Here is a 13,439-nt window from a genome sequence, read left to right on the forward strand (position 1 = left end):
GTTGCCTCCATTGCCCAATATTCCCTACTGCTGCCTCCCGTAGGAGTCGGGTCCGTCTCTCAGTACCCGTGTGGGGGCCAATCCTCTCAGAACCCCTACTGATCATCGCCTTGGTGGGCCGTTACCCCCCCAACTAGCTAATCAGACGCAAGCCCCTCCTCAACCCATAAATGTTTACCCAAAAAGTCAGGTGACTCCAAGGGACTATGCGGGTTTACCCCCGCTTTCGCAGGGCTATCCCCCAGTTGAGGGCAGGTTGCTTACGCGTTACGCACCCGTTTGCCGCTGGTATTGCTACCCGCTCGACTTGCATGTATTAGGCCTGCCGCTAGCGTTCATCCTGAGCCAGGATCAAACTCTCCATCGTAAATTAGTGTGTACCTGATAAATCAGATACGTTGTCATTAGCCTTATTTGGTGCTAACCTATTGATATCAATACGTCAAAGAACTGTCTCACATCCCTTTCGGGGGTGATTGAGGCCAACCGTTGTCGGCCTTCCTTATTGATTTGGGACTGCAAAGGTAGCAGTTTGATTTGCGTTACGCAAGACTTGCTTCAAACTTTTTTCTGTTTTTTTTCAGCTTTCCAAAAACGGATACCCGAAGTGCCTGGGACTCACGTAGGTTTCCTTTATCGTACGTGCCGATACCCATCGAAATAAATTTAAAGCTGATCCGGCTTTGTCATTTGTTCCCGATGCACGGGCTCCTCCGAAGGGTTGTTGACCCACTACCGCTCCTGTTGGTTTGTCGTTGATATAAAAGTTACCAGCTGCATTTTGCAGCGCCTGGGCGACCCGTTCAATAACGTATTTGTCCTTGGCGAAAATAGATCCGGTCAAAGCGTAAGGTGAGGTACGATCAACGAGCTTGAGAATTTCGTCAAAGTCGGCCGGTTCATACACGTATATGGATAGTACGGGACCGAATATCTCTTCGCACATGGTTCGGTAAGTTGGGTTGTTGACACGCAATACAGTTGGCTCTATGAAATAACCTATCGAATCGTCATACGCGCCACCCGCTACTACAGACACCTGGGCGTTTTGCTTTGCTTCATCAATGTAGGCCGTGATCTTCCTGAAAGACCGGTCGTCGATTACGGCGTTAATGAAGTTGCCAAAATCTTCTGTACCACCCATTTTCATCTCCGCCAGAAACGATTTAATCTTCGTTTCTACTGCTGGCCACAATGAAGACGGAATATAAGCCCTGGAAGCTGCAGAGCATTTTTGTCCCTGATACTCAAAAGCACCCCTAACCAGACCCGTAGCCACCTCATCGACATGTGCCGACTCGTGTACCAATACAAAGTCTTTTCCGCCTGTTTCGCCCACTATGCGCGGATATGATTTGTATTTGCTAATGTTCTCACCAATTGTCTTCCAGATTTGCTGAAATACGGCGGTACTTCCCGTGAAATGGATACCAGCAAAGTCAGGGTGGTTGAAAATAATCTCTCCGGCTACAGGTCCATCTACGTAAATCAGGTTAATCACCCCTGCAGGCAGACCGGCTTCTTCCAGCACTTCCATGATCACTTTTGCCGATAGCACTTGTGTATAGGCCGGCTTCCATACTACAGTATTACCCATCAATGCTGCCGATGTAGGCAGGTTACCAGCGATGGCAGTGAAATTGAAGGGAGTCAATGCAAAGACGAACCCTTCCAGCGGACGATACTCGAGTCTGTTCCAGACTCCGGCCGATGAGTTTGGCTGCTGCCGGTAGATCTCTTCGGCGTAGTGGACGTTGAATCGCAAGAAATCAATTAGCTCGCAGGCAGAATCTATTTCTGCTTGGTACGCATTCTTGGATTGACCCAGCATGGTTGCGGCATTGATTCGGGCTCGGTATGGTCCGGCAATAAGCTCAGCAGCTTTCAAAAAAACACTGGACCGCTGTTCCCAGCTCAGATTCGCCCAGGCCTCTTTGGCCGCTAACGCTGCCTCGATAGCCTGGTGGACATGTTCGGCATCACCCTCGTGAAAATAACCCAGCGTGTGCTTGTGATCATGGGGCGGAGCAACCCGTATCGTACGGCTGGTACGAACTTCCTGCCCGCCTATATACATGGGTATATCCGTCTCTTGAGCACGAAAGTCGGCAATCGCCTGTTTTACTGCATTTCGCTCGGGCGATCCCGGACGGTATTCTTTTACCGGCTCATTTACCGGCATTGGCACATTTGACTGTCCGAAAGACATATGTATGCGTGAGTTCTGGTAGACGTCTTGAACACGAAAAATGGGTCTACCGGTTTGTTTTGAAGCGTTTTATAGGGTACAAAGCTACAAAAACCCAAACTTATCCACAATGAACGCCAGTTTTCCACATTTCAAGTTCACCTTCTCCTTTCATTGAGCTGATTTGCCGTACTTTGTCTTTCGGTATCCTTATTTCGTATGCGTTTCTACAGCACCAACAATCCACAGGTTACTGTGTCGGCCGAACAGGCTCTTTTTAACAGCATGCCCGCTGATCGGGGGCTGTACATGCCAACTCCCCTGCCTGTTCTGGGCAGAGCGTTTTTTGATGGTATAGCCGGAGAGTCGTTAGCCGATATTGGTTTTACCCTTAGTAAAGCCCTCTTCGGCGATGAAATCAGTAAGGCTGATCTGGAAGAATTAACTCATAAAGCGTTTCCGTTTGAGACTCCCGTAGTTGACCTGGAGCCTGGTAAAGTTTCCGTGCTTGAGCTTTTTCATGGTCCTTCTCTTGCCTTCAAAGATGTTGGTGCCCGCTATATGGCGGCTCTGATGTCTTATTATTCTGATCGGAATGAGCAGGAAGTGAATATTCTCGTCGCTACCTCAGGTGATACCGGTGGCGCTGTCGCGATGGGCTTTCATAACGTACCAGGGGTTCGGGTGTCTATATTGTACCCGAGCGGACGCGTTAGTGATTTGCAGGAAAAACAGTTGACTACCCTGGGCGGTAATATCCAGGCGTTTGAAGTAGATGGTTCGTTTGACGATTGTCAGGCTATAGTTAAGCAAGCGTTTGTGGACGCCGAGCTCAATGCAAGCCTATCATTATCATCGGCTAACTCCATCAATATATTCCGACTGATACCCCAGGGCTTTTATTACGTTAGTGCGTATGGCCAGGTGCGGAAGGCCAATAAACCAATCGTTTTTTCTACGCCTAGTGGCAATTTTGGCAATCTCAGCGCCGGTGCTATGGTGCAACAAATGGGCTTACCCGTCGCACACTTCGTTGCGGCAACCAATCTTAACGATATTGTACCTACCTACCTCAAGACCGGAGCCTATAGCCCTAAACCATCGGTAGCTACGCTATCGAATGCTATGGATGTGGGTAATCCCAGTAACTTCCCCCGCCTAGCTCACTTGTATGGGGATAACTATGACCGGTTTGTGGATAACGTATCTGGTTTTTTCTACGATGATGCAGAAACCCAGGCCGGTATGAAACGAATCGACGACTTGTATGGCTATGTGGCTTGCCCCCACACGGCGATCGGCATCATGGGCCTTGAGGCTTACCTAGATGAGTCGAAGAAAGACGTTTATGGCATTGCGCTGGCAACGGCTCATCCTGCAAAATTCAAGCCTCTTGTCGAAGAGGTATTGGGTAAGTCAGTAGAAGTTCCTAACCGGCTGGCAATTCTGGCTGACCGCCCCAAACAGAGCATCCGCATTCCGGCTGAGTATGATGCGTTCAAAGAGTCGCTTCTTCAAACTTACTAGTTAATTACATCGCCACGCAATAGCCGGAATCGTTTACGGGAGTCTGCTCCGTAAATGCTTCCGGGATACTGGGTCAGTAGTTTCTGGTATGCTTCCATAGCAGCCTGTTTATCTTTCAGCCGCTCTTCATAGATCTTGCCTTGAGTATACAAAGCATCGTCGCCGAGTATATCCGTTGAAAACGAAGCGGTTATCTTTTTCAGATCGTCCAATGCTTCCGTGTGTTTGCCCTGTTTCAAGTAGGTATTGGCACGGAGCCAGAGTACTTCATCGGCCAGACTGTGTTGTTCATATTTTTTCCACATCTGGTTGAGTTTATCCACAGCTTCGTCGGTTTTGTTCTGAAATAACAGCAAGTCAACAGCGGCATACTCACGCATGGCAGCTTCTGTGCTATCCATACCCGTGTTATCCACAATCAACAGGCTAAGCTGTTCTGCGTCATTGGCTATCTCGCGGGATGTGGCCAGTTTCAATACGTCTAAAATATCTTTCGATACGGCAAAATCACCTTTGTAATAGTGTAGCTTGGCATTTTTAAGTTTAGCTTCGTATCCGAGCAGTTCTTCTTTCTGCGACTTCTCCACCTGCGAGTACAACAAGGTGGACTCCCAGGGTTCTCCTTTCAACAAATAAATATCACCCTTGTCCAGCTTGCACTTATCCACAAAATTTCGGTCAGTTTTCCCCAAATCAATGGCTAGGTCAAGCACCGTCAGGGCGGTGTCTTTGCTGTCCAGGTAGTTCCCGTATAGGTTGGCGGTGCTTCGCAGAGCTTCGAGCGTTTTTACGTTGGTACCGATTTCCTGGAGCATTCGCTGGTAGTCGCCTATCAACTTACGGATTTCAGCTCTGTCGATTGGGTATGTATTTTTTACCTGCTCTTCGCGGGCGTTGATCACCAATCGACGGGCAAACGGGTAGAGCTGCCCCTGTGGATAGGTCTGGGTAATGTATTCAAACGCATCGGCCGCTGATTTATGTTCTTTATTGTTCAGCGCCAGCATTCCCAGATCGTAAACCCGGCTGCCGTTCAGCTTCATTCGTTTATCGGTAGCTTTTTCCTGAAGCAGGGCTCGGCTGAACTTCTGTTTCTGGACGAAGTACCATATTAAAAGCTCGTTATATGCCAGTTCATTGGGTTCCTGCTGAATCCGACTGTACAGCGCTTTTTCTATGATTGGCTCTTCTTTGGTGTTCAGGTAAGGCTGCAAAGCCGCCAGCACCATTTCTTTCTTCTCGGGCTGTTTGCTCGTGGTAATAATTTCCTCTACGGTTTTTTCGGTTTGTCCCGTTGCCCGGTAGAGGGCTATAAGTTCTTCGCTGTACGCCGTTGGGTCTTTGCTGACCTCTCGGGCCGTTTCGAGCGAACGAAGCGCCCAGCGGGTCTCTCCGGCCTCTGAGAAGGCAGTTGCCAGCTTTTCCAGTTTGATAGTCGACCCTTTGCTGGACTGGAGAGCCGCGGTGTACTGTTTGGCGGCCTGCACCGTATCGCCCTGCTGGGCGGCCGCCTGGCCGATTAGCAGATCGTAGTAAGACCGGTTGGCTTCATCACTCCGCTGCTGCTTGCGCAGATACTTCAGCGCGTCATCTGCTTTGTTGCTTTTCTGCAGGCTGTATACATAGCGCGACAGCCGAGACCAGCTTACATCGTTTTTCAACAGCTTGCCATACTCGTTGGCCGCTTTCTCGAACTCACCGGCTTTGAAGTACTCGTCAGCCAGCATGCCTCCCCCCTGTCCTTTAGCCACGCATATAGCCAGCAGCCAAATCAGCACAACAACGTTAGACCTTATTAACATTTTATATAAAAAGTCTTTTTAAGAAAACGTTATTACTCTTATTAAGGGTGTTGATAAGTGTATAAATAATTTGTCCACTTCTTGCCCGCTCGGGTGTGGATAAGAAAGGTAGGTAATCCACTTAACACTTTCCAGTTATCAACATTAAATCCATTGATTAGTAAGTAAATAACATTTTATCCACAAAATGTTTGAAATCTCTTTGTGAATTTGTGTATAATTTTTATGCACAGAGTGGAGTGAGGAAAAGACAGGACATAGGTGGTAGATATGTTGCCGTATTTCCACATTGGCAGCTGCCCGATTTTCGAATGTGAATTACTCATCTACTAGTCCACACGGCTCCGGTTCCTTATCAACCTGTTTCCCACACACAGGGCAGAGTTATGCACACAGATATTCACAGAAAAGTTTCACTTTTTTAATTTAGAATAGACCTGTTTTCCACCCCTGCTGACAGACGAGCCCTTAATGATCTTATCAACAACTATTATGCCTTTTTGAATATGTATATCTGACTGGACGAGTGGCCCTTTCGTCCGCTCTTCATATTGGAGACAAGGCCGATCCGTAGACTCTCCACAAAATGTGTCTGGCCGCTTCTATACCGGCTGCTCAGCATGGCAATGTAAAAGGCATCGAAGATCATGGGGCGTTTGCCGGTCAGGTTGAACCCATGCTTATTAAACAGCCTCTCTATTGTATCGGGCGTGAAATGGTAAAGATGTCTGGGAACATCATAGGCAGCCCAGTACTGCTTATAATAACTGGCGTCGTAGGAGTCGCTGTTCGGTACAGCAATAAGCAATGTACCGTTGGGGGCCAGTCGGGAATGAATCTGCTCTATTGTCTCGTTTAACGTGGGTACATGTTCGAGGACATGCCACATCGTAATCATGTCTACCTGCTCCTGATCGATTGCCGCCAGATCGGGCTGGATAGAAATTTTTGTTTTGTGGCTGGCTATGGCGCGTGCATCCGGGTCAGGCTCAACTCCTTTTATTGTCCAGCCTGCCTGTTGACTCACATCCAGAAAAGCACCGGTACCACAACCAATATCCAGTAATTTTCCGGTTCCTCCAGTCAATGTTGTGATTAATTGAAGCTTTTGTTTTAATGTGATTGTTCGTACAAAGCGATATACCGAATTGATTAAACCTCCTCCCTGATCATTATGAGACACGTACTGATCCGATTTATAATAGGCTCCGATCGACAACTGATCCGGGCGCGGATTTGTAAGGCGGAAATTGCACGACTGGCACTGCTGAATGGTAAACTCCTGCTGACTTACCAGATAATCTTTACAAACCAGAAAAGGCTTAAACTGAGAATTGCCACAAACGGGGCAGGTTGTTACAGTCTCCAAAATGATAAACAGAAAAAAGTAGATACAATGAGGCTCCGAATACATGCTATATCCGGAGCCTGTGGTTATTATCGACCCATATATACCAGTAATATAGATACATCGGATGGGCTCACTCCGCTAATGCGCGATGCCTGTCCAATGGTAGATGGGCGTAAACGCTTCAACTTTTCCTTCCCTTCAAAGGACAGAGCCTTTAACTGATCGTAGTCGAAAGCAGGGTTGATTGACAGATTTTCCCATTTGTCGAGCTTCTCGGCATTCTGTTTTTCCCGGTTCAGATAATCCTCGTACTTAATCTCGATGACGGTCTGTTCCAGTGACTCCTCCCCTACCCTGGGTAGGTCAGTGATCTGAGAAAATAAAGAAATGACATCTTCCTGCTCAATTTCGGGGCGCTTCAGTAAGGTATACAGACTACTTTTTTCCCGCAAGGGCGAGCTGCCTTTCGTCTCCAGCCAGCCATTTACATCCTCTGGTTTAAGCTTTACTTTACGTATGGCTTCCGTCAGCGTAGCTACTTCTGTTCGCTTGCTAACCATCGAATCATAGCGATCCTGCGAGGCTAGCCCGATCGCATATCCTTTCTCGGTCAGGCGAATGTCGGCGTTATCCTGCCGAAGCAGCGTTCGGTATTCAGCCCTTGACGTAAACATACGATATGGTTCTTCCGTCCCTTTCGTGATCAGATCATCGATTAGTACGCCAATATATCCTTCAGAGCGTTTGATGGTGAATTCCGCTTCTTCATGCGCATTTCTATGTGCATTTATGCCTGCCATCAGACCTTGACAAGCCGCTTCTTCGTAGCCAGTTGTTCCGTTAATCTGGCCGGCAAAGAAGAGGTTTTGCACAAGCCGCGTTTCAAGCGTTGGCTTTAATTGTGTCGGCGGAAAGTAGTCGTACTCAACGGCGTAGCCCGGCCTGAACATGCGCACTTGTTCGAAACCCGGAATTTTTCGTAGAGCATCATACTGTACCGTTTCCGGTAATGATGTGGAGAATCCATTCACATATACTTCCACGGTGTCCCAGCCTTCCGGTTCTACGAAAATCTGATGCCGGTCTTTGTCGGCAAACCGGTTGATTTTGTCTTCAATTGACGGGCAGTATCGGGGGCCTAAGCCCTTGATACGACCGGTGAACATAGGCGATTGTTCGAAGCCTGTTTTCAACTCATCATGTACATCCTGATTTGTGTACGTGATCCAGCAGCTGCGTTGCTTGGTTAATGTGGGCGTCGACGTGTAGGAAAATTTGCCTGGTTTTTCGTCGCCAAGTTGCTCTTCCATCAAGTCATAGTTCAGGCTCCTGCCGTCGACTCGGGGGGGCGTTCCGGTTTTCATTCGACCTGCTTCGAAGCCCAACTGAGTCAATTGCTCGGTAAGTCCGGTTGCTGAACGCTCGGCTGTTCTGCCTCCACCAAATACTTTCTCGCCAATAAACATCCGCCCGTTCAAAAATGTACCGTTCGTTAGTACGACCGATTTGGCTGTAAACTCGACGCCTAATCCAGTTTTTACCCCTACAATTCGGTTGTCTTTGACAAGAACTTCATTCACCATGTCTTGCCAAAAATCAACATTGATATTGCTTTCGAGCGTTTTGCGCCACTCCCAGGCAAACATATTTCGGTCACTCTGGCAGCGCGGACTCCACATGGCAGGGCCTTTTGAGCGATTCAGCATTCTAAACTGAATCATGCTTTTGTCGCTGATGATACCAGACATACCACCGAGTGCATCCACTTCACGCACAATTTGCCCTTTGGCAACTCCGCCCATGGCCGGGTTGCAGGACATTTGAGCGATGGTCTGCATATTCATGGTGATCAGCAACACACGCGAGCCCATCGTAGCCGCAGCGTGTGCTGCTTCACAACCGGCATGTCCAGCGCCCACAACTATAACATCGTACGAAGCGTGCATTCTTTGTTAGATTTTAAAAAATGTTTCACGTGGAAACTTTTCACAAAATTGGCTGGTGCCCAAACTTTACACCAAAATTATACGGATGTGTGGGTAACAAAAAACCGTACCTGTTTGTGCCACAGGTACGGTTGAATATAATTGGCTGGAAAATTTACTTGTTTACTCGTTGCAGATACTGGTTTGCCTCTTTTTTATAAAAGAGATTATAATTAGGAGAAACGGAACGCAGCACTTCTACTTGCTTCGCTTTCGTTTGCAGTGACGTAGTATCGAAAAAAGAAGGAGTGCTTTTTTTCAATGATTTAGCCGTCTCTGCCTGCCGCTTCGGATCTTCCTCCTGCTGTTTCAGCGCTTTTTCAGACTCAAGCAAACGGGTCATGATTTCGTTCTGCCGATTAATGGTGTTCTGATTGATCCGCTTGTTGACCAGATCTGTTTCAGTTTCATCCATTTTCTCCATTAACTCATTGACCTGCTTCTGCTGCTGTTTACCAACCTCAGTGCCTTTGGCATTCTCTTCCATCTTTTTCAGCATATTCCGAATCATTGCCTGCTGAGCCGCCATTCGCGATAACTCTTCGGAGAGTCCCCTCCCCGACTGACCGCCTTTCTGGAGTTGTTTCATTTGGTCATTGAGCTTCCGCTGCATCTCGCTCATGCCTTCACCGTCCTTCGGATTTTTCCCTTTTTTACCACCCGAACCTGACCCGGGCATAGCCATGGCGTTCATCTGCTGCTGCATATTCTTCAGCACATCACTCAACATCAACGCCAGATTATTAATAGACGTCATGGCAAACTGCTGTTTAGAAGCGGCCATGCTTAGCCGGCGTTCCTTCAACTGTTGGGTGCTTTCGTCCATATAAAATTTCATATTGGTCAGCTCCCGTGTAACAAAAGACTGAATCTGAACGACCCGACTAGCCAGCGCGTTGAGACTATCTTCAATGATTTTGGCATCGTCCTGCAGCTTCAATTGTTCCTGCGACAGCTTGGTAACGCGAGGGTCCTGCAAGCTCATTCCCTTAAAATCTTTCATCACCCGCTCCTGGCCGAAGGAGAGGGTAATGAGGTTTTCGAGGATATTCCGCAGGTCATCCATGTTCTCCTGAAGCTGTTCCATCTCAGCCGACTCCATCGACTCTTTCATGCTCTTGCTCATAGAACGCATAGACTTAGCCGCCTTACTTTTCGATGAAGCTGACTTTTTGCCCTGATTCTGCTTCATCTGTTTCATCGCTTCTTCCAGAGCTTTTTCAATCTCCTTTTGCTCCTGCTCAGACATCTCAGGCTTAGTAAGCTCATCTTTTTCAGCCTGTTTCTGAATCTCTTTCAGTTGCTCTTCCGTGTTTTTGAAGTCCTCCTGTGACTTCTCCAACTCCTTCTGCTGCTCCTGTGTGGTTTCGTCTTTCTTAGCGTCTTCCTGGGCCTGCTTCTCTAGTTTCTCAGCTTGCTTCTCCAGGTTTTCCGCTACGTTGTTGACTTTCTGTTCAAGCTGCATCTGCTTGAACAGCTTCAACGCACGGTCGAGGTCGCGCTCCATATTCTTCTCTTTTCGGCTTAGCCGGTCAAGTAGCTCAGAAGCTTTCTCATCCTGTTTACGCTCCAATAGTTGCTTGAGCTGTTCATAAAGTTGCTTCGATTCCGGGTCGAGCAGCTCGTTGAACAGCTTCTGAAGTTGATCTAGTTTCTCTTGGACAGCCTGATTTTTTTCAGCAAATCGCTGCTGGGTTTCGTTCGTCTTCTGGAACTGCTCCTGTAGTTTCTGTACTTCCCGCAGCAGTTCTTCCCGCTTTTGGAGTACGTCCTGAAGTTGTTTTTTATCCTGAAAATCAGACGATTTTTTGGTGCGCATCCGCTCCTCCATCTGGCTTAGCTCTTTCTTGATAGCCTGGGTTTTGCTGAGCGCGTTGTTAATGTCAGACTCTGTTTTCTCGGCCGATTTATCAACCTGTTTCTGAATCTCGGCCTGTGATGGGATAACGAAATTGAGCTGATTGGAACGGCTTGATTTGGGGCCATTTACGCCATCATTATCCCATACCTGAACAAAGTACTCCAGTCGGTCTTCCTGTCCCAGTTTCAGGCTGTCCAGGGACCAGTTGTAAACAAAATTCTGCGAGGTGGTAGACCGATTGATTGGGATGTCTTTGGTATACGTGGGCGACGATTTATCGCCACGTTTAATAGTATAGTTCAGCCTCAGTTTTGAGAATCCGTAATCATCTGAAACCAGCCCGGACAGAGCAATATAATTGTAGGTTACCGTGTCCTGAATCCGATCGACGGATATTTGGGGGAAGCGATCCGGGATTACCTGTACGTTATACTGGATTGACGAAGGCGCCGAAATCTGACTGTTTCGTAAGGAAACCGTGTAGACCGTATTCTGCATCAACCGCCGATTGACGACAAAGGTATTGTCATCAATTAAGCGAGTCGGTATCGGTTGTTTGTCGGTATTAAATCGAAGCTGCAGCGAGTCGGTGTGGTCAGCGATAAACTCCCAGTTGACTACCGTTCCCTGCGGAACGAGCAGGTTTCCTACGTTGGCGAGCTGTTCGCCAGGCTTGTTCAGATAAGCCGGATAATCGAGCTTGACATTAAACGACAATACAGCAGGCCGGTCAATCAGAGCAACCGTATAAGCTGACGAGTTATAACCAGCGGCTTCCAGATGAAAATCCAGATCGCGTTGCAGATTATCGAAGGTATAGGTGAACCGATCGCCCGACTGGTCGAGCTTGAACCGGGTACCGTTCGTAACTACATAAACAGCCTGCGGAATGGCGCTGCCGGTAAGCTTGACGGATAACGGGAAATCTTCGTTACGGAAGGCTTTCAGCGATTTGTTCTCGACGACAAACTGGAACGGGGCCTCTTCAACAAACTCTTTATTATAGTTGACCAGCCGGGTCGATGACTTCGTAAAAAAAGCTGGATTTACGATCAGAATCAGCAGAATCAACGCCAGTGGCGGAATGGCATATTTTAGAAACTGCCGGTTACGACTGATCTGAATGGCGTTCGCAAAACGGTTAATCAACAGCTGTTGAGACCGCTGGTTCAGGCTGGCCTGTAACAGATCACTCTGGTCGGACGAGATCCGCTGAAGCTGCAGTGTGTTCAGGAGCTTATCCCCTACTTCCGGAAAAAAGGTACCGATCTGCCGGGCGGCTTCATCGTTACTGAGCGGTTTGTTGAGTCCATAAAGGCTCATCAAAGGCCGTACAATCAGCAGATACAAACTGACAAGAGCCATCAGGATGAAGCCGAAGAATAAGGCTCCCCGACCCACAGAGTTAAACCGGCCAATAAACTCGGCCGTGTTGATCAGGAGGTAGCCACTCCCCATCAGCGCTACGAAGAGTAAACTCCCCTTAACCAGCTGATTCAGGAAATACCGTTTCTTGTACTCATCAATGCGCTGAATCAGCGTGGTGTAAGCGTTTATCGATTGCATATGAATACATGTTGAGTCGTTATACCAGCGCTGACTGGAAGTATTCAATAACGTGTTCCTTTAAAAACGTTTCCTGGGTTAGCAAATCGCCGGGGGGAACGGGCTTAGCGAGGGTCCACTGAGGCCAGCCATCTTTGTCCAGACCATCAAACGTATAGTACCCTGACTGGCTTAGCACTTTGCAAACCGCAATGTGCATCAGGTCCTGTTTGGCTTCCTTGGAGAAACGAATCGGGCCTTTTCCCAACTCCTGTACGCCGATCAGAAATAACACCGCATTCAGGTCTGCAGGCCGTTTGCCAACAAGTAGCTGTAGCTGATCGAGCAAGCCTTCCCACTGCTTATCTACATCTTTTTCATTCACGGGACTTGCCTGTTTATTGTTCTCTCTAAATTACACTATTTTTAGCTAACTAACGAACAGTCACTGTGTTTAGGTTTATTCGCATAGCCCTTTCCGACTTTACCGACCTGCTTTTTCCAACCCTGTGTCTGGGCTGTACGCGATCGTTGACGGCCAACGAAAAAATCCTTTGCACGCGCTGCCGGATCAACCTGCCGGAGACGGGGCAACACCGCCGGGCCGACGAAGATCACATCCTGAATAAGTTTGCCGGCAAAGTACCTATCGAGTTCGTGGCCTCCTACCTGCACTTCTCTAAGGGTGGAATCGTGCAAAAATTAATCCATCGTATTAAATACAAAGGCCAAAAGGAAGCGGCCCGCGAAATGGCGCTCTGGTACGGTGAATTGCTGAAACGGGAAGGAAGTCAGCTGCCCGAACTCGACCTGCTGATCAGCGTGCCGATGTCTAAAGCGCGGATGCAACAACGGGGGTTCAACCAGGCCGAATGGATTGCAGCCGGTCTCTCCGAAGCACTGGCTGTACCGATGCAGGCGGATGTACTGATGAGGAAACGGTTTCGTAGTTCGCAAACCCGAAAGAATCGGATCGAGCGCTGGGAGAATGTGAAAAACGAATTTGCCGTTCGGCAGGGCGTCGGCCTGCAGGGGCTCCGGGTGGCGCTTATCGACGACGTGCTGACTACGGGCGCCACGCTGGAGGCCTGTGCCGTTGCGTTGCTACAGGCGGGTTGTGCGTCAGTTAGTGTGCTAACGCTGGCGGCTACACGCTAACAAAAAAGCGGCTACCCCGCTG

At 48.4% G+C, this 13,439-nt stretch carries 8 protein-coding genes and 1 rRNA gene; 2 read left to right on the plus strand and 7 right to left on the minus strand.

Translation table 11 applies throughout. The annotated features are described in order from the left end of the window. Together FBR45_RS13270 and pruA are read right to left on the minus strand one after the other, a co-directional pair. Nucleotides 1-367: ribosomal RNA gene (locus FBR45_RS13270) — 16S ribosomal RNA — on the minus strand; the annotation flags it as partial. 213 nt (nucleotides 368-580) lie between these two features. Continuing rightward, complete coding sequence (gene pruA / locus FBR45_RS13275) at nucleotides 581-2,209, minus strand: L-glutamate gamma-semialdehyde dehydrogenase (RefSeq protein WP_138503126.1); 1,629 nt, start codon at nucleotides 2,207-2,209, stop codon at nucleotides 581-583. 198 nt (nucleotides 2,210-2,407) lie between these two features. On the opposite strand from pruA, the gene thrC reads away from it, so the two are divergent. Next, nucleotides 2,408-3,715, plus strand: coding sequence for a threonine synthase (thrC, locus tag FBR45_RS13280; protein ID WP_138503128.1), 1,308 nt, complete (start codon nucleotides 2,408-2,410; stop codon nucleotides 3,713-3,715). Here the strand turns inward: thrC and FBR45_RS13285 are convergent. The 5 genes from FBR45_RS13285 to FBR45_RS13305 all read right to left on the minus strand — a co-directional run bounded on the left by FBR45_RS13285 (nucleotide 3,712) and on the right by FBR45_RS13305 (nucleotide 12,644). Beyond that, complete coding sequence (locus FBR45_RS13285; protein ID WP_138503130.1) at nucleotides 3,712-5,517, minus strand: tetratricopeptide repeat protein; 1,806 nt, start codon at nucleotides 5,515-5,517, stop codon at nucleotides 3,712-3,714. The genes thrC and FBR45_RS13285 overlap by 4 nt on opposite strands. A 490-nt stretch (nucleotides 5,518-6,007) precedes the next feature. Continuing rightward, nucleotides 6,008-6,886 carry a class I SAM-dependent methyltransferase gene (locus tag FBR45_RS13290; protein WP_246082233.1) on the minus strand — a complete coding sequence of 293 codons (879 nt, stop codon included), beginning with the start codon at nucleotides 6,884-6,886 and terminating at the stop codon, nucleotides 6,008-6,010. A gap of 68 nt (nucleotides 6,887-6,954) precedes the next feature. After that, on the minus strand, nucleotides 6,955-8,814 hold the full coding sequence (gene mnmG / locus FBR45_RS13295; protein ID WP_138503132.1) for a tRNA uridine-5-carboxymethylaminomethyl(34) synthesis enzyme MnmG: 1,860 nt from the start codon (nucleotides 8,812-8,814) through the stop codon (nucleotides 6,955-6,957). Nucleotides 8,815-8,968: 154 nt separating this feature from the next. Next, complete coding sequence (locus tag FBR45_RS13300) at nucleotides 8,969-12,280, minus strand: DUF4175 family protein (RefSeq protein ID WP_138503134.1); 3,312 nt, start codon at nucleotides 12,278-12,280, stop codon at nucleotides 8,969-8,971. A 19-nt stretch (nucleotides 12,281-12,299) separates the two neighbouring features. Beyond that, nucleotides 12,300-12,644 carry a hypothetical protein gene (locus FBR45_RS13305; RefSeq protein ID WP_138503136.1) on the minus strand — a complete coding sequence of 115 codons (345 nt, stop codon included), beginning with the start codon at nucleotides 12,642-12,644 and terminating at the stop codon, nucleotides 12,300-12,302. Nucleotides 12,645-12,709: 65 nt separating this feature from the next. On the opposite strand from FBR45_RS13305, the gene FBR45_RS13310 reads away from it, so the two are divergent. Continuing rightward, the gene (locus FBR45_RS13310; protein ID WP_138503138.1) at nucleotides 12,710-13,417 is read left to right on the plus strand and encodes a ComF family protein; all 708 of its coding nucleotides are present in this window, start codon (nucleotides 12,710-12,712) and stop codon (nucleotides 13,415-13,417) included. Nucleotides 13,418-13,439: the final 22 nt, after the last annotated feature.

The sequence above is a fragment of the Spirosoma lacussanchae genome, from assembly GCF_005870035.1.
GTDB classification, from domain to species: Bacteria; Bacteroidota; Bacteroidia; order Cytophagales; family Spirosomataceae; genus Spirosoma; species Spirosoma lacussanchae.

What these genes read in the sequence shown, in the direction of transcription:
- pruA (WP_138503126.1), bottom strand. Translation starts at nt 2,209, where the DNA reads ATGTCTTTCGGACAGTCAAATGTGCCAATGCCGGTAAATGAGCCGGTA.
- thrC (WP_138503128.1), top strand. Translation starts at nt 2,408, where the DNA reads ATGCGTTTCTACAGCACCAACAATCCACAGGTTACTGTGTCGGCCGAA.
- FBR45_RS13285 (WP_138503130.1), bottom strand. Translation starts at nt 5,517, where the DNA reads ATGTTAATAAGGTCTAACGTTGTTGTGCTGATTTGGCTGCTGGCTATA.
- mnmG (WP_138503132.1), bottom strand. Translation starts at nt 8,814, where the DNA reads ATGCACGCTTCGTACGATGTTATAGTTGTGGGCGCTGGACATGCCGGT.
- FBR45_RS13300 (WP_138503134.1), bottom strand. Translation starts at nt 12,280, where the DNA reads ATGCAATCGATAAACGCTTACACCACGCTGATTCAGCGCATTGATGAG.